Genomic DNA, 19,733 nt, shown 5'->3' with positions numbered 1-19,733 from the left:
CGGCCCTGTCCAACCGCCCGACGGGGGGAATGACCTTCCGCCGCAGGCCGGTATCAGCCCAGTGCGAAGGCCAGGGACAGAAGGGCGAGCCCCGCCAGGATCCAGGTCACCTCGTCGCTGATCAATCCGCTGTGCAGCCCCTGCAATCCGGTCAGCAACGGGCGTATCACCAGACCCACCCCATTCCTGACAGGGCGGGGCAGGTGGCGCCGTCCGAGATCCCAGCCGGCGATCGCCAGGGCAAGGACCAGCCCCATCCAGGAAAGGAAGGAATGTCCCGTGGGCGTGGGCGATGGCGGGGCGGCCCAGAGCTGCCGGGTCGCCTGCCGTGCGAACTCCTCGGCAAAGGGGCCCGCCGCCAGGACCAGGAACAGCAGGACCCCGACCGGCAGCAGCATCAGCCAGAGCGGCCGGTTCGCCTTCTCCGCCTCCTCGCCGGGCACATGTTCCTCCTCACCCGGCATCCCGCCCCAGCCCAGGAAGATCCGGCCGGTGACCCGGAGCACGGCGCCGCCCGTCAGCCCCGCTCCAAGCGGCACCGCCAGTACCAGCCAGGGATGCGGCTCCTGCTTCGCGGCATTTTCCAGCAGCACCATGCCCGTATCCATCAGCCCGGCCGGCAGGCCTGCCAGCAGCAGCCCGGCCAGCAGGAAGGCGATCCCGGCCGGCCAGATCGGGCGGCCACGGCCGCGCAGGCCGATCTCGTCGATCCCGCCCAGTGTCGCCAGCAGCACGCCGGCCAGGGCGAAGAGCGACGCCTTCACCATCCCATGCCCGGCCATATAGGCCAGCATGCCGGCCGTTCCGTCCTCCCGCAGCATGGCCAGGCCCATCAGCATGATCCCTGTATGGGAGATGGTGGAGAAAGCCAGCATGCGCTTCACGTGACGCTGCGACAGGCAGGCCGCGCCGCCGATCAGCGCGCTGGCCGCGCCCAGCCAGAGCAGCAGCGCATGGGCATTCTCCGTCACGGCGGGAACATGCGCGAAGACCGTGCCGGTGAGCCGGGCCAGGCCGAACAGGCCCATCGAGACCATGACGCCGGAGAAGACCATGGAGACCGGGCTCGGTGCCACCGCATGCGCGTCCGACAGCCAGAGATGGAAGGGCACCGTCGCCGCCTTGATCAGCAGCGCCGCCACCAGCAGGCAGAAGGCACCCAGCAGCACCGGGTCATGGCCGGTGGCGGCGGTCACCGCGCCCGCGCGTTCGCCGAGCGCCACCATGTCTAGCCGCCCGAGCCGGGCATAGAGCAGGCCGATCCCGGCCAGCATCATGATCGCGCCCAGGCTGTTGGTGACCGTGAAGTTCAGCGCCCCGGTCAGGGCGGATTCCTCCAGCCGGTAGGCGGTGAGGGCGAAGGCCGCCACGCTCATCACCTCGAACCAGACGAAGAGGTTGAACAGGTCGCGCGTCAGGCAGAACCCCGCCATCGCCGCCAGGAAGAGCAGCATCAGCACATGGAACTGCGCGCCCACCTCCTCGAAGAACCCCCAGGCGAAGAGGCAGGCCGAGGCCACGATCAGGCCGACCAAGCCGACCATCGCCGCCCCGGCCGGATCGGCCGAGAAGGCGATGCCGATCGGGATATCCCCATGCATCGCCCAGCCGCCGAACCAGTGCAGCAGGGGGCCCGCCATCGACAGGCGCGCCATCCAGGCCCCCAGCGCCGCCACGCCCAACGCGGTCAGGATGGCCAGGATGTCGGGGGCGCGCCGCGGCAGCACGCGGCCGGCGGCGAGAAGCAGGGCCGCCATCAGGATCGGCACCGCCACGACCAGGGGAGGGAGCGGGGAGGTCACTTCCGCAGCGTCTGCAGGCGCCGGGGATCGAGCGTGCCCCTCCGCTTGTGCAGTTGCAGCGCCAGCGCCAGCAGAAGCGCTGTCACCGCCGCACCCACGACGATGTCGGTGAGCACCAGCGCCTGTACCACCGGATCCACTGCGGGTGTGCCGGGCGGGTGGTCGTGGAAGACCGGCGGACCGGCTTGCCACCGGAAGCCCGCGGCCAGCAGCAGGACGTAGGTGCCCGACTGCGTGACCGAGAGGCAGGCGATCAGGTGGACATAATGCCGGCTGGTGAGAATGCCGTAGAGGCCGATGGCGAAGAGCCAGACGCTGACCAGCCACGGCAGCAGCGTCATGGCCCGTCCTCTCCCGCCACGCGGGTCTCCTCCAGGAACTCCAGGAAGAGCATCCCGAAGCCGCCGGCCACAGCCAGCCCGACGCCCAGGTTGACAACAGGGATGATCCCGCCGGACAGGAGGCTTCCCATCTCGCCGAGCGGCAGCAGATTGGCGAGAAAGGCGCCGCCACTGAGCAGTGCCCCCATCCCCACCAGCGCGTAGAGCGCCGCGCCGCCAGCCTCGGCCGCATGGAGCGCATGGCCCCGCACCACGCGCCTCCATGTTCCGTACCGCTCCCCCAGCCACACGAGCAACAGGCCGGAGCCGATGATCATGCCACCCTGGAAGCCGCCGCCGGGCGTCAGCGCGGCGTGCAGCACGACATACAGGCCATAGAGCAGCGTCATCGGCGCCAGCACGCGGCAGAGCAGGATCACGCCCGGGCTGCGCGGTGCGATGGGGCGGCCCTGACAGGTGGCCGCGCGGTCCATCGTCTTCTCGCCACGCGCACCGCGCAGGATGACCGTGGTGCCCACCACGGCGGCGAGCAGCATGACCTCCTCGCCCAGCGTGTCGAAGCCGCGCAGGTCGAAATTCACCGCCGTCACCATGTTGGTGACCTGCCGCTCCGCCGGGCCGAGCCGGTTGACGGCATCGCCATAGGGCAGGGGGTGGTTCCCGAACTCCGGCATGGCGTGGATCACCGCAGCCGCCCAGGGCAGCAGGCAAAGGGCCGACACCCAGGCCAGGAGGCAGCGCAGGCGTGGCGTCACGATCCGTCCCCGTTCGGGCGCCGCTGCCGGAGCCGCAGGTTCGCCAGGACCACCAGGAACAGCAGCGGCAGCGCCGCCGTGCCCACCACGAGCTGGGAGAAGGCGACATCGGGCGCCTGCAGGGCCGTGAAAAGCATGGTCAGGGCCAGGCCATGGGCGGCCATGGCCATCACCTGCCGGTGCGGTTGGCGCGACAGCGCCACCCCGGTGCCCGTCGCCGCGACAAGCAGGAACAGCATGGCCAGCAGAAGGCTCATCCCGTTTCCGCCCCCTTGTGGTCCCGCCGGAGCAGGGCCCGGCCGGTGGCATGCGCCAGCGCCGCGCCGATGGCCCAGGAGAGCAGCACCATCAGGGTGATCTTGAGGGAGCGTCCGCTGACCCCGTCCGTCACGAAGGCCGCCGCCGTCACCGCCGCGCCGCCTGCGATGTTCACGAAGGTCACCGCGTGCAGGCGGTCCAGCGGATCGCGCAACCGCGCGGCGCCGAGGACGCCGAGCCAGACCGCCGCCACGGTCAGGAGAAGGCAGGCCGCCAGCAGCGTGCTCACAGCCAGCGTTCCAGGAAGATCGTCATCACCAGCGTTCCCGGCAGCGACAGCAGCACCAGGGCAAAGGGCAGGTCGATGATCGATGGCAGATCGAACGCGAAGCTCATCGCCACGAGGATGAGCGTTGCGACGGAAAGGGCGAGTTGCGCGGCCACCAGCCGGCTGCCGACCCGCCCGCGTATCGCCATGGCGGCCGGGACCGCGAAGGCTGGCACCAGCGCCCCCAGGGCAAGAAGCCAGAGGCCGGCGGGACTTGCGAGCGGGCCCGTCATCCTGGCCATGTCTCGTCGCCGTCAACCGGACGAGGCACCAGCTGGTGCAGCGGCCAAAGCCCCGGCTGCGCCGAGTCGTCCGTGACATAGCCGTTCGGCGCCAGGGACAGCCGTAGGATCGACAGGCCGCGCCGCGTCAGGCTGCCTGGGTCATTCCCCTGGGCAACGGGGATCTCCCGTATCTTCCCTGGCCGCATCTCCCTGCCGCTTGCGGCGCGGCACAGCGCGGCGGCCGTCAGCGCCGTTTCCCGCAACAGCGTGAGTGGCAGCGCCAGGAGGAGCCGGGCCGGTGGCCTGGGCCAGCCGAGGCGATGGGGCGCGATGCGGCGCAGCGCCAGCGACAGGGCCGCCGCCAGGCCGCCACAGAGCAGCGCGGCCAGGACTTCCTCACCATCCACCTGCCCGGCGAAGAGCAGGTAGAGGAGCATCAGCGCAATCAGGCGCAGTGGCATGGCGGCCCCACGACGTCATGCCTCCAGGAGTTCCCGGGGCAAGTCTCGCTGCTAACCCTTTCCGCAGCCGGTGGGTTGCGTGCCCTTGCGCCGCAGGGGCGTGAAGGCGGCGAGAACCGGCGGGCCCGCCCTCGGCCGCCAGCTCATGCGACGGCTGTCCGCGGCGGAACACCGGCTTCCGTCACGCATAGGCATAGGGCCCGCCCCGTTCCAGCGCCCGCCGGTAGGCCGGCAGGTCATGGATGCGCGCCAGGAAGCGCGCCGGGTTCGGCCGCGCCTCGCCGAAGGGCGCGCGCTGCGCCGCGGCTTCGAGCGGGAAGCTCATCATGATGTCCGCCGCCGTCATTTCCGGCCCGGCGAACCAGCCCGTCCCCGAAAGGGCGTCGTTCCAATACTGCTTCATCCGCTCCAGGCCGGGCGCCACGAAGCCGTCGCGGATTTTCAGCATGGCATCGCGGGCCTCCGGCGGAACCTTCTCCGCGGCGCGGTTGAGCAGCAGCGTCATCACCAGCGGCGGCATGGCCGACCCCTCGGCGTGATGCATCCAGTACCGGTAGGGCCACCAGTGCGGCCCGTCCTTGGCCGGCTGGAGCCGCCCCTGGCCGTGCCGGTCCAGGATGTATTCCACGATCGCACCGGTCTCGGCCAGGACCATCCCCTCGTCGGTGACGACCGGGGACTTCCCCAGCGGATGCACCGCCCGCAACTCCGGCGGCGCCTGCATGGTCTGCGGGTCGCGTTCGTAGCGCTTCACCTCGTAAGGCACCCCCAGCTCCTCCAGCAGCCAGAGCACCCGCTGGGAGCGGGAATTGTTCAGGTGGTGGACAGTCAGCATCGTGGCCTCCCTGTTGCGCGGCGCGGGAGCGGCGCGGGAAAGGTTAACGCGCTGAAGCGTCGCCCGTGCGGCCCGTTACGCGGAAAACGCCGCCCCACCCCTTGCCCCGCCCGTCGCTTTTGGCTCTAAGACGCGCCCCCCTCGACCCAGCGGAGCCGCTCCATGTCCTCTCCCCATGCTGCCATGGGCCGTTCCGCCATGGGTGCCTCGGTGGGGCCTGTCCTGGGCATCGACTTCGGCACCACCAACAGCGTCATCGCCACGCTGCAGCCGGACGGCTCCGTCACCACCGCCCGCTACGCCGTGGGGCGGGAGGTGCTGGACACCTTCCGCTCCGTGCTCTGCTTCTGGACGGAGCACGGGGCCGCGGGCCGCGCCGCCACCCGCCACGCCGCCGGCCCCCGCGCCATCGAGGCCTATCTGGAGGACCCGCTCGCCAGCCGCCTGATCATGTCGATCAAGAGCTACCTGGCGCAGCGGAGCCTGATGGAGACCCGCGTCTTCGGCCGCTCCTACGCCCTCGACCAACTCGTCGGCCTGCTGCTCAACGGCCTCTTCGACTCGGCGGGCGGCCTGCCGCAGGGCGCGCATATCGTGGCCGGCCGGCCGGTGCGCTTCGTGGGGGAAACGGCGGACGACGCGCTGGGCGAGGCCCGGCTGCGCGATGGCTTCCGCGCCGCCGGCCAGGGGCGGATCCAGGTGGCGCTGGAACCCGAGGCCGCCGGGCACCGCTTCGCCAGCACCCTCGACGGCGCGGCCACCGTGCTGGTCGGGGATTTCGGCGGCGGCACCAGCGACTTCTCGATCCTGCGCTTCGAGCCCGGCCCGCCGCGCCGCGTCGCGCCGCTCGGCCATGCCGGCGTCGGCATCGCCGGCGATGCGCTGGACTACCGCATCATCGATCATGTGGTCTCGCCGCGCTTCGGCAAGGGCACCAGCTACCAGATCATGGGCAAGGACCTGCCCGTGCCGCCCGGATGGTACGCCAACTTCGCCCGCTGGCACCGGCTCTCCCTCATGCGCGCCCCGCGCACCCTGCGCGAGATCGAGGAGGTCGCCCGCACCGCCGACCACCCCGAGCGCCTGCACCACCTGATCCGCTTCATCGAGGAGGAGGCGGGCTACGCGCTCTACCAGGCCGTCTCCGGCGCCAAGGCCGCGCTCTCCCGCGCGCCCTCCACCACGCTGCGCTTCGAGCATGAGGGCTTCCGGCTGGAGGAGGAGGTGGCCCGCGCCGATTTCGAGCGCTGGATCGCCCCGGAGCTGGCCCAGTTCGAGGCAGCGGTGGACCGCGCCCTGGCCGATGCGGGCCTGCGGGAAGGAGAGGTGGACCGCGTCTTCCTCACTGGCGGCACCTCCCTGGTCCCGGCGGTACGGCACCTCTTCGAGCGCCGCTTTGGCCCGGAGCGGGTGGCGGGCGGCAGCGAGTTTGTCTCGGTGGCGGAGGGCCTCGCGCTGATCGGCGCCGAGGCGCAGGATAGGTAGCGCCGGAGGGCACCGCCCCCCGAAAGAACAGCCCGAACGGGAAGAACCGCCATGAGCCAGATCCGCTTCGAGGACATCGACGCCGCGACGCCGAGCCGGGAAAGCCTCTCCGCGCGATACGCCGTCATCGAGGCGCTGCTGGGCCGCCCCGGCACCTCCGGCCATGCCGAGGCGCTGGAGGAATGGGACCGGCTGCGGCGCGAATACGAGACCTGGAGCTCCCTGGTGCACCTGCGCTTCTCGCAGGATACCACCGACGAGGAGGTCAGGGCGGCGCGCGAATACGCCGATGCCCTGGCCCCGGTCGCGACGGAGCACGAGGTCGCCGTCAAGCGCCGCCTCCTGGCCGAGCCGGATCGCCGGGCGCTGGAGCGCCTCGCCGGCGCCCATGCGCTGCGCCTCTGGGAAACAGACATCACCACCTTCGAGCCGGCGATCGCGAAGGACCTGGAGGAGGAGGCGAAGCTCGGCGCCCGCTACACCGCGCTGCTCGCCTCCGCCCGCTTCGAGATCGGCGGCAAGTCGGTGAACCTCGCCGGCCTCGCCCCCTATGCCGAGGACCTGGACCGCGACACCCGCCACCGCGCCGAACGCCTGCGCTGGAGCTTCTTCGAGGCGAACGCGAAGGAGCTGGACGCGATCTACGACGGGCTGGTGAAGCTGCGCGACGGCATGGCGCGCAAGCTGGGCTATGACAGCTACACCCCGCTCGCCTACCGCAACATGCGCCGGGTGGATTACGGGCCGGAGGACGTGGCCCGCTACCGCGAGCAGGTGGCGGAGCATGTCGTGCCCCTGGTCTCCCGCCTGATGGAGCGGCAGCGCCGCGAGAATGGCTGGGAGAAGCTGTATTTCTGGGATGAGGCGCTGGTCGATCCCCAGGGCAACCCGAAGCCCGCGGGCTGCCACGACCTGCTCGTGACCCGCGCCCAGGCAATGTTCGACGCGATGGACCCGCGCCTGGGCGATTTCTACCGCCTGATGCACGAGGGCGGCTTCCTCGACCTGAAGAACCGTCCGGGCAAGGCGGGCGGCGGCTTCTGCACCTCCTTCCCCAGCTATGGGGTGCCCTTCATCTTCGCCAACTTCAACGGCACCAACCACGATATCGGCGTCTTCACGCACGAGATGGGGCACGCCTTCCAGAACTGGGAAAGCCGCGAGCAGCCGGGCATCGACTATCTCTGGCCGACCATGGAGGCGGCGGAGATCCATTCCATGGGCCTCGAATTCCTTACCTGGCCACAGATGGAGAAGATGGTGGAACCCGGCGCCGCCGACCGCTTCCGCCGCCTGCACCTGATCACCTCGCTCGCCTTCCTGCCCTATGGCGTCTGCGTCGATCACTTCCAGCACGAGGTTTATGCCAACCCCGGGGCCACCCCGGCCGAGCGCCACGCGACCTGGCAGCGGCTGGAGAAGCTCTACATGCCCTGGACGGATTACGGCGACCTCGCCCATCCGGCGCGGGGCGGGCGCTGGCAGGCCAAGCACCACATCTACCGTTCGCCCTTCTACTACATCGACTACACCCTGGCGCTCTGCTGCGCGATGCAGCTCTGGGTGAAGTCCCGCCGCGACTACGCGGGCACGCTGGAGGCCTATGTCGCCCTTTGCGGCCAGGGCGGCTCCGCCCCCTTCGGCGAACTCGTCCGCTCCGCCGGCCTCGTCTCCCCCTTCGAGCCGGGCGCCCTGGCCGAGGTGGTGCGCGAGGCCGAGGCCGTGCTCGGGGCGTGACGGCGGCCTCCCCGGAGAAAGGGCGGCCCGGAGGCGCGGCGGCGGTCGCGGTGATCGGCGCCGGCCCCGCCGGGCTCTTCGCCGCGGAATGCCTGGCCGGGGCGGGCTGCGCCGTCACCGTCTTCGACCGTATGCCTTCCCCGGCCCGCAAGCTGCTGATCGCCGGGCGCGGCGGCCTGAACCTGACCCACAGCGAGCCGCTGGACGCCTTCCTCCCCCGCTATGGCGCGGCCCACGACTGGCTGGAGGCCGCCATCCGCGCCTTCCCGCCCGAAGCGCTGCGCCGCTGGTGCGAGGATCTCGGCCAGCCGACCTTCACCGGCAGCAGCGGCCGCGTCTTTCCCACCGCCTTCAAGGCGGCGCCCCTATTGCGCGCCTGGCTGCGCCGGCTGGATGCGCTGGGCGTCCGCCTGCGCCCACGGCACCGCTGGACCGGCTGGGACAGGCAGGGAAGGCTGCTCTTCGAGCCCGAGGGGGCTGAAGCCTTCGCATGGCGGGCCGATGCCACGCTCCTCGCCCTGGGCGGCGCCTCCTGGCCGCGCCTGGGCTCGGACGCCGCCTGGGTGCCGGTCCTGCGCGATGCCGGGATCGCCATCTCGCCGCTCCGCCCTGCCAATGCCGGCTTCACCCTCGACTGGTCGCCCCTGTTCCGCGAACGTGCCGCCGGCGAGCCGCTGAAGCGCATCGCCCTGCATTTCGAGGGCCACACGGTCCGGGGCGAGGCCGTCGTGACGGCCGAGGGGCTGGAAGGCGGGGTGTTCTACGCCCTTTCCGCCCCCTTGCGCGAAGCCATCGCCCTCCGGGGAGAAGCGGTGCCGCAACTCGATCTCCGGCCCGACCTTCCAGCCGAGGACGTGCTGCGGCGCCTTTCCGCGCCCCGTCGCGGGCAATCCCTTTCCAACTTCCTGCGCAAGACCCTGGCCCTGCCGCCCGTGGCCATCGGCCTGCTGCGGGAGGCGGCGCGGGAGGCACCGGACAGCCTGTCGGAACCGGCGCGGCTGGCAGGGCTGGTCAAGGCGCTCCCGCTGCGCCTGACAGGGATCAGGCCGATCGAGCGCGCCATTTCCTCGGCGGGCGGCATTGGCAGAGAGGCATTGGACGCGAACTTCATGCTCCGCCGCCGTCCCGGCATCTTCGCCGCGGGGGAGATGCTGGACTGGGAGGCGCCGACCGGGGGCTACCTGCTCCAGGCCTGTTTCAGCACCGGCCGCGCGGCGGCGGAAGGAATGCAGCACTGGCTGCGTCTGCCGGAAACGGTTCCGCCGGTGCCGTAGGGGGCAAGGGAAGGCTCGCGCTCGTCTCTTCTCGTCCACCGGCTATTCCCCCGCCTGCTCCGCGACGATTCCCGCAGTCCCGCAGGAAACCCATCCGCCATGCCGGCGCTCAAGGTTTCACAACGTTTCCGGAGACACCGAAGTGGGCATCATCTGGACCATCATCATCGGCTTCATCGTGGGCCTGGTCGCCAAGTTCCTGATGCCTGGGCGTGACCCTGGCGGCTTCATCATCACCACGATCCTGGGCATCATCGGCGCCGTGGTGGCCACCTATCTCGGCCAGGCCGTCGGCTGGTACGGACCAGGACAGGGAGCCGGGTTCATCGCCTCCATTGTCGGCGCGGTTATCGTCCTCTTCATCTACCGCATGGTGGCCCGACGCTCGAACTCCGTCTGAGGAAAGAGCCTCCAGGCGGAGCACCTGCGCGTCATGAAGGAACCGGAGCCGGCATAGCGGGCTCCGGTTTTTTCTTGCCCGCTTCCGGGTGGCGGAGGGTACTTCCCCACTGCCCGGCTGCTCTTCACGCATCCCGGGATATCCGCGATGCTTCCCTCCTCGAAAAGGGAGGAAGAAGAATGCTGGTTTCCCTGGTCACGCCCCGGCTGATCCTCCTGGGCGGCGGCGCGGTGGCGCAGGTCGCCGAGGTGCTGGCGCAGTTCGGGCTGTCCCGACCCCTGGTGGTGACCGATCCCTGGATGGTCTCCTCCGGCATGGTGGAACGTTGCCTGGAGCCGCTGCGGCAGGCCGGGCTCGAACCGGCCGTCTTCTCCGACACCGTGCCCGATCCCACCGACACGGTGGTGGCGGCGGGCGTGGAGCGCCTGCGCGGTGCCCGGCATGATTGCCTGATCGGCTTCGGCGGCGGCAGCCCGATGGACACCGCCAAGGCCATGGCCATCCAGGCCGCGCTGGAACCCGGCACCCATATCCGCAGCGTGAAGTTCCCCGCCCGGGCGGATCGCGGTGCCCTGCCGGTGATCTGCATCCCCACCACGGCCGGCACCGGCAGCGAGGCCACCCGCTTCACCATCGTCACCGACACGGAACGCGACGAGAAGATGCTGATCGCCGGCCTGGGCGCCCTGCCCCTGGCCGCCATCGTGGACCACGAGCTGAGCTGGACCGTCCCGCCCCGGATCACCGCCGATACCGGCGTGGACAGCCTGACCCATGCACTGGAAGCTTTCGTGTCCCGCCGGGCGAACCCCTTCTCCGACGACTATGCCCGCCAGGCCATGCGCCTCATCGTGCCCAACCTGCGAGCCGCCTATGCCCGGCCGGACGATGTTGCGGCGCGGGAGGCCATGATGCGCGGTGCCCTGCTGGCGGGGCTCGCCTTTTCCAACGCCTCGGTCGCGTTGGTGCATGGCATGTCCCGCCCGCTGGGCGCGCATTTCCATGTGCCGCACGGGTTGTCCAACGCCATGCTGCTGCCCGCCGTGACCGCCTACAGCCTACCGGGTGCCCTGCCGCGCTATGCCGAGGCGGCGCGGATCATGGGCGTGGCGGGGCCGGAGGAGGGGGACCAGGCCGCCGCGGCCCGGCTGGTCGAGGCCCTGCGCGCGCTGAACCGTGACCTCGCGGTGCCGTCCCCCGCCGCCTGGGGGATCGAGGAGCGGCGCTGGAACACGCTCCTGCCCCTGATGGCGGAACAGGCCCTGGCCTCCGGCAGCCCCGGCAACAACCCGCGCGTGCCGGGGAAGGAGGAGATCATCGGGCTGTACCGGGAGGTGTATGGAGGATAGCCGCAGCCTCATGCCCCCGTTTCTTCCCGGCGGTGATCCAGCCCGGTCCGGCGATGGTATCCGGGCGGAGCCTGCCTATCCCTCCGTGAGCACGGCGTCGTCGTCCACCCGCTGCGGCGGGAAGGCAGCGGGGGGGTGCCAGCCGTCGGGCCACTGTCCCCGCAGCACTGCATCCAGGAACCGCGCGATGGCGCTGTCCCAGCTCCAGGACGGGCCGCGCCCGGCCGGGCGCGAGGCGCTTGCCGCGGCCTGCCCGAGCGTGCGCCGTATGGCGTCCGGAAGAGCGGTGGAGATGGCCCCTTCGTAGAGGGTGACGTCTGTCCGCCATACCCCGTCGTGGCCCGGCAGCCGCCGGGCGATGACCGGAAGCCCGACCTGCACGGCCTCATCGACGAAGGGGACGCTGCTCTCGCTCTCGGACGTGACCAAAAGGGCCGAGCAGACCGTCCGGAGCTGGCGCTGCTTCGTCTCCTCGGGCTGGAGGATCCAGTGCAGCCGGTATCCGGATTCGCGGTGCTGGCGCAAGGCCGCCGCGAAACGTCCCATCCCTTTTCCCATGGGGCCGACCAGGGTCAGCGCGACATCATATCCCTCGGACCATAGCGTCTCGACAGCTTCGAGCGCCTGATCGAGTCCATCCCAGATCGCGAAGGGACCGTTCATGAGAAGGGTGGGGCGCCGGGCCGCGGATCTGATGGCCGCGAGATAGGCTCCTTCCTCCGTGTCGCCGAGTTTCGCCGGCAGGGGGCCGACATAATCGGCGCCGGCCCGCAGGCTGGCTATCGGAAGAGGGCAGTTCCGCGTGATCTGGCCATCGTCGAGCCAGGACCTGAGCCCCTGGGCCGTGGCGGGCGACCAGCAGACGGCGCCATCCGCGATGGCCAGCAGCCGGGCGTGCCAGTCCGCCAGGGGAAGCGCATCGCTTCCCAGGCGTTCGGGCTGCAGCAGCGGCAGCGAATCATGCAGCAGCACGACCACCTGCACCCCCGAAAGGCGCAGGCGCTGGATTTCCCGGAGTTCCGCATGCGTCATTCCGGCATGTGGGACCGCGCAGAACAGGATATCGCCCTCGCCGGCATCGAGCGGCCGCTGCCAGCCCGGCAGGAGCGTCGTGCCGAGCAGGGCCGAGGCGATGTCCGGGGCATAGTGCAGCCGCCCATCCAGGAAGCGGACGGCTTCTCCCCGGGCCTCGGACACGTCATGCCGGAGCAGGCGGCGGCAGGTCTCCTCGACCGCCCTGCCGGAGCCATGGCCGGGTTTCTCCGGACTCCAGCCGGAGAGCTCGAGGAAGACACGCCTGACGAGCGGCCTCGTCAGGGTTCGCGCCGTGGCGCGGGCCATGTCCGCCAGAATCTCCTGCGACAGGCTGGGCTGATCCGCCAGGCTGCGGCCCATCTGCGCGATGGCCGGGGCTGGAGACGCGGCATAGGCACTCTCGATCGCCGCGTGGTACTGGGCCGCGACGGCATCGGCCCCGAGAACCTCGGCCGCATAGGCGCTGCCGGCACGTCCCAGTGCCTCGCGGCGCCCGGCATCGTCGCGCAGCGACGTCAGCGCCGCGCTCAGTTCCTCGTCGCTGAACGTGTCCGGCAGCTTGATCACGCATTCATCGGGCAGTTCGGCCGAGGAGCCATGCGCGTTGACGATCAGCGGCAGGCCCGCGGCAAGGCAGTCGGCGATGGCGCCGGAACTCTCGCCGCGTGACTTGCTGCGGAGTTGCACGGCGATATCGGATGCGGCGAGCCACAGGTCGTAGGTGTCCGCGTCGATGCGGCCCAGGAAGCGCGGCTGGTCCGCATCCTGCTCCGGAGCCGTGCCCTCGGCCAGATGGGCGGCGTCGTCCGCCAGCAGGCCCGCGAAGACCAGCAGGCCCGGATCGCCGTCCATACGCTGCCACGCGCCGATCAGGCGTTCCGGCAGCTTGGTCGCCGCCACGATCCCGAAGCTGCAGATGACGAACGCGTCTTCCGCCAGGCCGAGCTTCCGCCGGGCCTCGGCGCGGCCGGGGCGCGGGCGGAAGGCACGGAGGTGAGGGATGACGCTGGTCTTGCGGGTGACCGTTTCGCCGAAATGGTGGGACAGCACCTCCTGCGCGTGCCTGGAATGCTGGATGAGCCAGATGGCGCTTTCCAGGACCGGCAGCGAACATGGGAAGGAGCCGAGTGCCGCCAGATCGCCTTCCGCTTCGTAGGCCTCGACGGCGCGGTATCCGTGGGAGGCATAGAGATCCTCCCGGAAGCCCTCGGGCTTTCCCCTGCGGTGCGCGAAGGCATGCAGGGCGTTCGAGAGAAAGGCGTCGTGCAGGGTGACCACCCCCGGGATAGCCGGGAGCAGGTCCTGCAGCTGGAAGCGGTGAAACTCGGAATTGCCGATCTGGTAGAGGACACGGTCGAAACGGTCGGCCTTCGCGGCGAAGGTTTCCGGATCGATGACCGGGAAGCCGCCGGTCAGCCTGGGATCGTCAACGGGCGAGGCTTCCGTGACGAGCGTGATGTCGTAGTGCCTCGCCAGGCTCGGGATGAGATCCCGGCTGTAGTCCGCGATGCCGGTCGCCTGCGGCGGCAGGGGCGATACGAAGGCGAGACTGGGCCTCGGGCGCAGCACCGCGTGGCGCGTGGCCCCCAGTTCCTCGTCGCGGCGCAGGAGGGCGATCTGCTCCAGCGCGTCCCAGGCCAGCTCGGCACTGGCCTGCCAGGTGAACTTCCTCGCCTGCTCCCGCCCATGGGCCACAAGGGAATCGCGCAGCGAAGGGTTGTCCAGGACCTCCCTCATGCGGGCCGCGATCTCTTCGGGCCGCGTGGGATCGAAGAGCGCATCGGCCCTTCCCACGACCTCCGGCAGGCTCGTCGTATTGCTGGCGATGACCGGCGCGCCACATGCCATGGCTTCCGCGGCCGGAAGGCCGAAGCCTTCATGCAGCGACGGGAACACGAAGAGCGAGCAGGCCGTATAGAGCGCGGAAAGGTCGCCCTCCTCGACGAAGCGGGCGATGACGAACCGTTCTTCCGGGATGCCGTGCTCCGCTGCAACCCTGTGCAGCGTTCCGGGGTCCATCTTGCCGACGATGAGGAGCTGGTAGCGTGCCTGCAGGTCCGGCGGCAGCAGGGCATAGGCGCCGATGAGCCCGGCCTCGTTCTTGCGGATGTCGCCGGCGCCGAGGAAGAGGATGAACTCCCCTTTCAGCCCGTAGCGTTGCAGCAGCGCCGCGCGTCCTTTCTCGTCCAGGGAGGCGGGGCGGAAGTCGCCGTGGATGCCGGCCCGGATGTTGAAGACACGCCCGGGCGGATAGCCGAGATACCGGATGGCTTCCTGGCGGCTGGATTCGGAGATGGCCAGGAGGCCGGTGGAGAGCGACATCTCCTGCAGGCAGCCATAGTACCAGTTCTGGCCGCTGGAGATGATGCCCCTGGGGCCGAAATAGGTCTCGCGCAGGATCAGCGGGATCAGGTCGTAGCAGGTCCCGACGACCGGCAGGCGTTGCAGCGGCCCGGGCCAGCGGGTCACCACATCGTCGCCGAGCCCTTCGAAGATACTGGAGACATGGATCAGGTCGGGGCGCAGGGAGGCCAGGAACTGCGCCCGCAGATGCTCGGCGACGCCGCGGTTCGGCGAATGCGCGAAGAAGGAGGTTCCCGGCGGCGGGTGCCAGGACCTGATCTGATCCCGGGGCAGGATGGCCGAGAAGCTCTCGGTCAGCTTGCCGGCGACATCCGGGAAAGCACCGCTCAGCGCGACGACGACCTCGTGGCCGCGCGGGGCGCGCGCCATCGCGGCGGCAAGCTCCCGGGAATAACGGCCGATACCGCGCTCGTGGCTGCTTCCCTGCGCGCCCTGCAGGTCGATGACAAGCCGCATATCAGTACCGTTCCCGCCTTGCTGTCACGAACATGGGTTGCGTGACCATTCAGGCCTTTCTGAACAATTTCGCAAGGTATCGATACATACTGCCCTCACGACCACCCAGCCCCGACACGCTGTCCGGCGCGGCAGGCAGGGCCGTCACGGAATGGCTGGGCTGCTCCAGGGCCATGGGTTGGGGCCAGATCGCCTCGGGCTGCGCCATGGGCCAGGTCAGGCGCTGGGCCGCCGCCTGGTCGTAGTAGCGGTAGCGCATTTCCAGCCAGCCGGACGCCCGGGGCATGACGCGGCCGAACAGCTTCGCGGCCGGCCGCCCGCCCGGCACGCGGCGGACATAGCGCAGTGTCTTGTGGAAGATCCGGCGGGCCACGTCCTTCGGGGTCAGGTCGCCCCGCATCAGGTGAACGGGCGCGCGCAGCGGCGCGGTCACGCGCCATGAGGTACTGCTTTGCAGCGCATGGAACCGGGCTTCGGCCTGCTCCGCGCGGAGGCGCAGGGCATGGGCCACGCTTTCGCGCTGCGCGGTCTCTTCCGCGGCCCGGCGGTTCTGCCGCATCGCCTCGGCGGCCTGCTGCATGGCCTCCGCGACCTGCTGCTCCGCCAGGCCGCGTTTCTGCCGATCCGCTTCCGCGGCGTCGGAAAGCGCGTCCCGGAGGCTCGTCCCATAGGTGACACGGAGTTCGACCAGCCTTGCCTTCAGGGAGCGGATTTCGACTTCCGACCGGTGCTGGCGGGCCAGGGCCGCATCCTGGGCCTCCTGCAACGCGGCCTCCAGGGCCGCGATCTTCCGCTCGGCCTCGTCCTGCCGGGCCAGGGCGGCATCCCGGTTCTCCTGCAGGGCGGCTTCCAGGGAGGCGATCTTCCGCTCGGCCTCGCTCTGCCGGGCGAGAGCGCCGTCCTGGCTTTCCCGTAAGGCGGCTTCCAGGGAGGCGATCTTCTCCCCGGCCCGGTGTCCATCCGCGGTCGCGGTGTCCCGGGCCTGTTGCAGCTCGGCCAGCAGTCCGTCCCGCTGGGCCTCCGCGCTCGTGGCGCGCGACAGCGCGGCCTCCAGCTCGACCGGCAGGCCGGCGGAACGGAAGGCGTCGTCGAAGACATTGGGCTGCACCTGGAAGTGCCTGCCGAGCTCGTCGAAATGCTCTTCCGCCAGATAGAAGCGGTTCAGGCCGTCGAACCAGACGAAGCGATAGCCATGGTCCAGGAGGGACGGTTCCCAGCCGTAGTCCTCCTCCTGCGACAGGGGGCGCGTGGCTTCCAGCAGGATGATCCAGGGGCGGAAGCGGTGCAGGTCCATGCCGGCCAGCACCGCGCCCTCCCCGCCTTCCACGTCGATCTTCAGGAAGTGGATCGGGCCTTCCGGACGGTGTTCCGCGCAGATGTCCGCCAGCGTGCGGCAGGCGATGTCGATGCGCTCGACCTCCCAGCCGGTGGCCGCGTGATGCTCGGCGACGGCGGTGTCCAGCGTCGAGAGCCCTGTCGTGCCGATCCGGTAGAACGTCTTCGTCCCGGACGTTTCGGCGGCGCCGACCATCAGGTTGACGTCGCGTGTCCTTGCCTTCTGGAGTTCCTGGAAGAGCTGGGGATTGGGCTCGATGTTGATCCCGCTCCAGCCGTTCTCGTAGAAAAGGCGCGTCACGGACAGGTGGCCGGGCTCGGCGGCCCCGACATCGATGTAGAAGCCGTCCGGGACATGCTTCAGCGCCCGCCACAGCATCACATCTTCCTGATTCTGTGCCCAGGATAGGGAGGTCATCGCGCTAGCGGCCCTTCTTGCGAACAATGCGCCTGTCGGCGGGTCTTGGAGTGCCGTCCTGCATCCGTCGCGGGTGGACGGGCGCCCACACCGGCTGGTGGCGCGATGGACCCGGCGGCGGGGGCGGCAAGGAACGCTAGCCCCCCGCCACGGTCAGCCCCTCGACCCGCACCGTCGGACTGTCGGTGCCCCGGCGGAAGCGCAGGTCGTCGGCCGGGGTCATGGCGAGGAACATCTCGCGCAGGTTGCCGGCGATGGTCAGGCCGCTGACCGGCTCGGCGAGCTGGCCGTCGCGGATCATGAAGCCGGCGGCGCCGCGGCTGTAGTCGCCGGTCAGGGTGTTGACGCCGTGGCCGATCAGCTCGGTGACGTAGAGTCCCTCGCGGATATCGGCCATCAGCGCCTGGGGCGAGAGGGTGCCGGGTTCCAGCCACAGGTTGCTGGGGGCCGGAGCCGGAGGCGAGGAGGGACCGCGCGTGGCGTGGCCTGTGGTGGAGAGGTTAAGCTGGCGGGCGGAGCGGGCGTCCAGGACCCAGCTCCGCAGCGTGCCGTCCTCGACCAGGGCGAGGGAGGCGCCCGGCTGGCCCTCGCCGTCGAAGGGGCGGGAGCGCAGGGCGCGGGGCTTCGTGGGGTCGTCGCGGACGGTCAGGCCGCGGGCCATGACCGGCTGGCCCATGCTGCCGCGCAGGAAGGAGGTGCCGCGCGCCACGGCGGCGCCGTTCAGCGCCCCGGCGAGGTGGCCGAGCAGCGAGGCGGCGATGCGGGGGTCGTAGACCACCGTGTGGCGCGCCGTGGCGGGGCGGCTGGGGTTCAGGCGGCGGACGGCGCGCTCGCCGACCTGGCGGCCCAGCGTGGCGGGGTCGTCGAGGTCGGAGAGGTGGACCGTGGAGACATGGTCGTAGTCCCGCTCCATCCCCGTGCCGCTGCCCGCCAGGGCGGCGACGGAGAGGTGGTGCCCGGAGCGGGCATAGGCGCCGGAAAAGCCGGTGGAGGTGACCAGGGCGAATTCGCGGTGCGACCAGCCGGCCTCGGCGCCCTCGGAATTGGTGATGCCTGGGATGGCCAGGGCGGCGTCCTCGGCCTGGGCGGCGCGGGCGGCCAGTTCCTCGACATCCGGGCGGGCGCCGCTGGTGAGGTCGAGGTCGGGCAGGTCGAACCTCGCCGGTTCGGACAGGCCGGCGAAGCCGTCCTCCGGCACGGCGCGGGCCATGGCCACGGCGCGTTCGGCCAGGGGCGGAAAGGACAGGGGGTCGGTGTCGGTGGTGGAGACGATCGCCTGCCGCCGGCCGGAGCGGCTGTGCAGGAAGACCCGCAGGCCGAGCTCCACGCCCTCGGCGCGCTCGATCCGCTCCACCTTGCCGAGACGGCGGGCGACGGAGAGGGCGGTGCCGCGGATCAGCACCGCATCGGCCGAATCCGCCCCGGCCGCCCGGGCGGCGGCGACGAGGTCGCCCAGCCGCGCCAGGTGGCGTTCCGCGTGGCCCTCCATCCGGCCCGCCATCCCGGTGGCGCTCACGCCGCCAGCTTCTCGGCGATGGTGGCCAGCGAGGGCACCTTGCCCATGGGGCCGAGGGCCGCGAGGGTGGGGGTGCCGCGGAAGGCGCGGGCGGCGGCCGCCTGGACCTGTTCCACCGTCACGGCGGCGATCTTCGCCTTGGTTTCCTCGACCGGAATGATGCGGCCATGGACCTGGAGCTGGCGGGCGAGCTGCTCGCAGCGGCTGCCGGTGGATTCCAGGGACATCAGCAGGGAGGCGCGGAGCTGGGCCTTGGCGCGGTTCAGCTCCTCCTCGATCACGTCGTGCTGGACGCGGCGCAGTTCCTCCAGCGTCACGGGGACGAGCTCGGCGGCCTGGTCCTCCCCCGTGCCGGCATAGATCGCGAACATGCCGCTGTCCCGGAAGGGGGAGTGGAAGGAGTAGATGGAATAGACGAGGCCGCGCTTCTCGCGGATCTCCTGGAACAGGCGGGAGGACATGCCGCCGCCCAGCAGGCCGGACATCAGCATGGTCGGGTAGTGCATCGGGTCGCCATAGCCCGGGCCGGGGAAGCCCAGCACGACATGGACCTGATCCAGCTCCCGCTCCTCGCGGAACTCGCCGCCGGTATAACGGGCGGGCTCGGCCTCGTGCGTCTCGGCCACCGGCAGGTCGGCGAAGTGGCGGCCGACCATCTCCACCAGCGCCTCGTGCTCCAGCGCCCCGGCGGCGGCGACCACCATGCGGGAGGGGCCGTAGTGCCGGCGCATGTAGTTGCGCAGCGCGTCGCGCGGCATCTTCTCGATGATGGCGGCCGGGCCCAGGGTGGGGCGGCCCATGGCCTGATCGCCATAGGCGGTGGCCTGGAAGTGGTCGAAGACGATGTCGTCGGGCGTGTCGTTGGCCTGCCCGATCTCCTGCAGGATCACGCCGCGCTCGCGCTCCACCTCCTCCGGCGCGAAGGAGGAATGGGTGAGGATGTCGCCCAGGATGTCGGCGGCGAGCGGCAGGTCGTCCTTCAGCACCTTGGCGTAGTAGGCGGTGTTCTCCCGCGCCGTGTAGGCGTTGAGGTGGCCGCCGACATCCTCGATCTCCCGCGCGATGGCGGCGGCGTCGCGCTTCTCGGTGCCCTTGAAGGCCATGTGCTCCAGGAAGTGGGAGACGCCGTTCTCCTCGGCGCGTTCGTCCCGGGTGCCGGCATGGACATAGGCGCCGATCGAGGCGGTCTCCACGCGGGGCATGGTGTCGGAAACGACGGTCAGGCCGTTGGGGAGGCGCGTCAGGCGCACGGCATCGCTCATGGGTTCGGTCGGTCTTCCACTCGTTCGGGGCCCGGCCCGGTCCTGGGCAGGGCGTGCTGGCGTATCGGGGGACAATGTAGGCGCGGTGGCCCGAAACT

General features: G+C 70.7%; 17 protein-coding genes. 5 read left to right on the top strand and 12 right to left on the bottom strand.

Going from position 1 to position 19,733, the window contains the following annotated elements; all coding sequences use genetic code 11:
* Positions 1 to 53: 53 nt before the first annotated feature.
* From CTJ15_RS15795 to CTJ15_RS15760, 8 genes are all read right to left on the bottom strand, one after another.
* Positions 54 to 1,802 carry a complex I subunit 5 family protein gene (locus tag CTJ15_RS15795; RefSeq protein ID WP_083755328.1) on the bottom strand — a complete coding sequence of 583 codons (1,749 nt, stop codon included), beginning with the start codon at positions 1,800 to 1,802 and terminating at the stop codon, positions 54 to 56.
* On the bottom strand, positions 1,799 to 2,143 hold the full coding sequence (locus tag CTJ15_RS15790; RefSeq protein WP_075821177.1) for a sodium:proton antiporter: 345 nt from the start codon (positions 2,141 to 2,143) through the stop codon (positions 1,799 to 1,801). Before CTJ15_RS15790 ends, CTJ15_RS15795 begins: the two co-directional genes overlap by 4 nt.
* A complete protein-coding gene (locus tag CTJ15_RS15785; RefSeq protein WP_075821176.1) occupies positions 2,140 to 2,898 on the bottom strand; it encodes an MnhB domain-containing protein in 759 nt (252 codons plus the stop codon). The genes CTJ15_RS15790 and CTJ15_RS15785 overlap by 4 nt, the downstream gene beginning before the upstream one ends.
* A complete protein-coding gene (locus tag CTJ15_RS15780) occupies positions 2,895 to 3,155 on the bottom strand; it encodes a DUF4040 domain-containing protein (protein ID WP_075821175.1) in 261 nt (86 codons plus the stop codon). Before CTJ15_RS15780 ends, CTJ15_RS15785 begins: the two co-directional genes overlap by 4 nt.
* Complete coding sequence (locus CTJ15_RS15775; RefSeq protein ID WP_075821174.1) at positions 3,152 to 3,445, bottom strand: monovalent cation/H(+) antiporter subunit G; 294 nt, start codon at positions 3,443 to 3,445, stop codon at positions 3,152 to 3,154. Before CTJ15_RS15775 ends, CTJ15_RS15780 begins: the two co-directional genes overlap by 4 nt.
* Positions 3,442 to 3,717, bottom strand: coding sequence for a hypothetical protein (locus CTJ15_RS15770; RefSeq protein WP_019461896.1), 276 nt, complete (start codon positions 3,715 to 3,717; stop codon positions 3,442 to 3,444). Before CTJ15_RS15770 ends, CTJ15_RS15775 begins: the two co-directional genes overlap by 4 nt.
* The gene (locus tag CTJ15_RS15765; RefSeq protein WP_075821173.1) at positions 3,714 to 4,169 is read right to left on the bottom strand and encodes a hypothetical protein; all 456 of its coding nucleotides are present in this window, start codon (positions 4,167 to 4,169) and stop codon (positions 3,714 to 3,716) included. The genes CTJ15_RS15770 and CTJ15_RS15765 overlap by 4 nt, the downstream gene beginning before the upstream one ends.
* A 181-nt stretch (positions 4,170 to 4,350) precedes the next feature.
* Entirely contained in the window at positions 4,351 to 5,004 is a 654-nt protein-coding gene (locus CTJ15_RS15760; RefSeq protein WP_075821172.1) for a glutathione S-transferase family protein, read from the bottom strand.
* A gap of 162 nt (positions 5,005 to 5,166) precedes the next feature.
* Between CTJ15_RS15760 and CTJ15_RS15755 the strand changes: the two genes are divergently transcribed.
* From CTJ15_RS15755 to CTJ15_RS15735, 5 genes are all read left to right on the top strand, one after another.
* Complete coding sequence (locus CTJ15_RS15755; RefSeq protein ID WP_226945954.1) at positions 5,167 to 6,489, top strand: Hsp70 family protein; 1,323 nt, start codon at positions 5,167 to 5,169, stop codon at positions 6,487 to 6,489.
* A 51-nt stretch (positions 6,490 to 6,540) separates the two neighbouring features.
* A complete protein-coding gene (locus CTJ15_RS15750) occupies positions 6,541 to 8,226 on the top strand; it encodes a M3 family oligoendopeptidase (RefSeq protein ID WP_099781686.1) in 1,686 nt (561 codons plus the stop codon).
* Positions 8,223 to 9,500 carry a TIGR03862 family flavoprotein gene (locus CTJ15_RS15745; protein ID WP_075822329.1) on the top strand — a complete coding sequence of 426 codons (1,278 nt, stop codon included), beginning with the start codon at positions 8,223 to 8,225 and terminating at the stop codon, positions 9,498 to 9,500. Before CTJ15_RS15750 ends, CTJ15_RS15745 begins: the two co-directional genes overlap by 4 nt.
* Positions 9,501 to 9,642: 142 nt before the next feature.
* Positions 9,643 to 9,900 carry a GlsB/YeaQ/YmgE family stress response membrane protein gene (locus tag CTJ15_RS15740; RefSeq protein ID WP_019461902.1) on the top strand — a complete coding sequence of 86 codons (258 nt, stop codon included), beginning with the start codon at positions 9,643 to 9,645 and terminating at the stop codon, positions 9,898 to 9,900.
* A 179-nt stretch (positions 9,901 to 10,079) separates the two neighbouring features.
* On the top strand, positions 10,080 to 11,249 hold the full coding sequence (locus CTJ15_RS15735) for an iron-containing alcohol dehydrogenase (RefSeq protein ID WP_075822328.1): 1,170 nt from the start codon (positions 10,080 to 10,082) through the stop codon (positions 11,247 to 11,249).
* A 75-nt stretch (positions 11,250 to 11,324) separates the two neighbouring features.
* Here the strand turns inward: CTJ15_RS15735 and CTJ15_RS15730 are convergent, their stop codons facing one another.
* The 4 genes from CTJ15_RS15730 to CTJ15_RS15715 form a co-directional block, all read right to left on the bottom strand.
* On the bottom strand, positions 11,325 to 15,104 hold the full coding sequence (locus tag CTJ15_RS15730) for a glycosyltransferase (protein ID WP_075822327.1): 3,780 nt from the start codon (positions 15,102 to 15,104) through the stop codon (positions 11,325 to 11,327).
* A gap of 49 nt (positions 15,105 to 15,153) precedes the next feature.
* Complete coding sequence (locus CTJ15_RS15725; RefSeq protein ID WP_099781685.1) at positions 15,154 to 16,857, bottom strand: FkbM family methyltransferase; 1,704 nt, start codon at positions 16,855 to 16,857, stop codon at positions 15,154 to 15,156.
* 136 nt (positions 16,858 to 16,993) lie between these two features.
* Entirely contained in the window at positions 16,994 to 18,346 is a 1,353-nt protein-coding gene (locus CTJ15_RS15720; protein WP_099781684.1) for a TldD/PmbA family protein, read from the bottom strand.
* A 23-nt stretch (positions 18,347 to 18,369) separates the two neighbouring features.
* Positions 18,370 to 19,635 (bottom strand): pitrilysin family protein, encoded by a 1,266-nt coding sequence (locus CTJ15_RS15715; RefSeq protein WP_099781683.1) that lies wholly within the window; start codon positions 19,633 to 19,635, stop codon positions 18,370 to 18,372.
* Positions 19,636 to 19,733: the final 98 nt, after the last annotated feature.

Source organism: Roseomonas sp. FDAARGOS_362, from assembly GCF_002754815.1.
Classification (GTDB): domain Bacteria; phylum Pseudomonadota; class Alphaproteobacteria; order Acetobacterales; family Acetobacteraceae; genus Roseomonas; species Roseomonas mucosa.
This window is presented reverse-complemented; position numbering and strand designations above follow the sequence as displayed.

What these genes read in the sequence shown, in the direction of transcription:
- CTJ15_RS15770 (WP_019461896.1), bottom strand. Translation starts at nt 3,717, where the DNA reads ATGACGGGCCCGCTCGCAAGTCCCGCCGGCCTCTGGCTTCTTGCCCTG.
- CTJ15_RS15750 (WP_099781686.1), top strand. Translation starts at nt 6,541, where the DNA reads ATGAGCCAGATCCGCTTCGAGGACATCGACGCCGCGACGCCGAGCCGG.
- CTJ15_RS15790 (WP_075821177.1), bottom strand. Translation starts at nt 2,143, where the DNA reads ATGACGCTGCTGCCGTGGCTGGTCAGCGTCTGGCTCTTCGCCATCGGC.
- CTJ15_RS15725 (WP_099781685.1), bottom strand. Translation starts at nt 16,857, where the DNA reads ATGACCTCCCTATCCTGGGCACAGAATCAGGAAGATGTGATGCTGTGG.
- CTJ15_RS15730 (WP_075822327.1), bottom strand. Translation starts at nt 15,104, where the DNA reads ATGCGGCTTGTCATCGACCTGCAGGGCGCGCAGGGAAGCAGCCACGAG.
- CTJ15_RS15715 (WP_099781683.1), bottom strand. Translation starts at nt 19,635, where the DNA reads ATGAGCGATGCCGTGCGCCTGACGCGCCTCCCCAACGGCCTGACCGTC.
- CTJ15_RS15780 (WP_075821175.1), bottom strand. Translation starts at nt 3,155, where the DNA reads ATGAGCCTTCTGCTGGCCATGCTGTTCCTGCTTGTCGCGGCGACGGGC.
- CTJ15_RS15735 (WP_075822328.1), top strand. Translation starts at nt 10,080, where the DNA reads ATGCTGGTTTCCCTGGTCACGCCCCGGCTGATCCTCCTGGGCGGCGGC.
- CTJ15_RS15720 (WP_099781684.1), bottom strand. Translation starts at nt 18,346, where the DNA reads ATGGAGGGCCACGCGGAACGCCACCTGGCGCGGCTGGGCGACCTCGTC.
- CTJ15_RS15765 (WP_075821173.1), bottom strand. Translation starts at nt 4,169, where the DNA reads ATGCCACTGCGCCTGATTGCGCTGATGCTCCTCTACCTGCTCTTCGCC.
- CTJ15_RS15760 (WP_075821172.1), bottom strand. Translation starts at nt 5,004, where the DNA reads ATGCTGACTGTCCACCACCTGAACAATTCCCGCTCCCAGCGGGTGCTC.
- CTJ15_RS15755 (WP_226945954.1), top strand. Translation starts at nt 5,167, where the DNA reads ATGTCCTCTCCCCATGCTGCCATGGGCCGTTCCGCCATGGGTGCCTCG.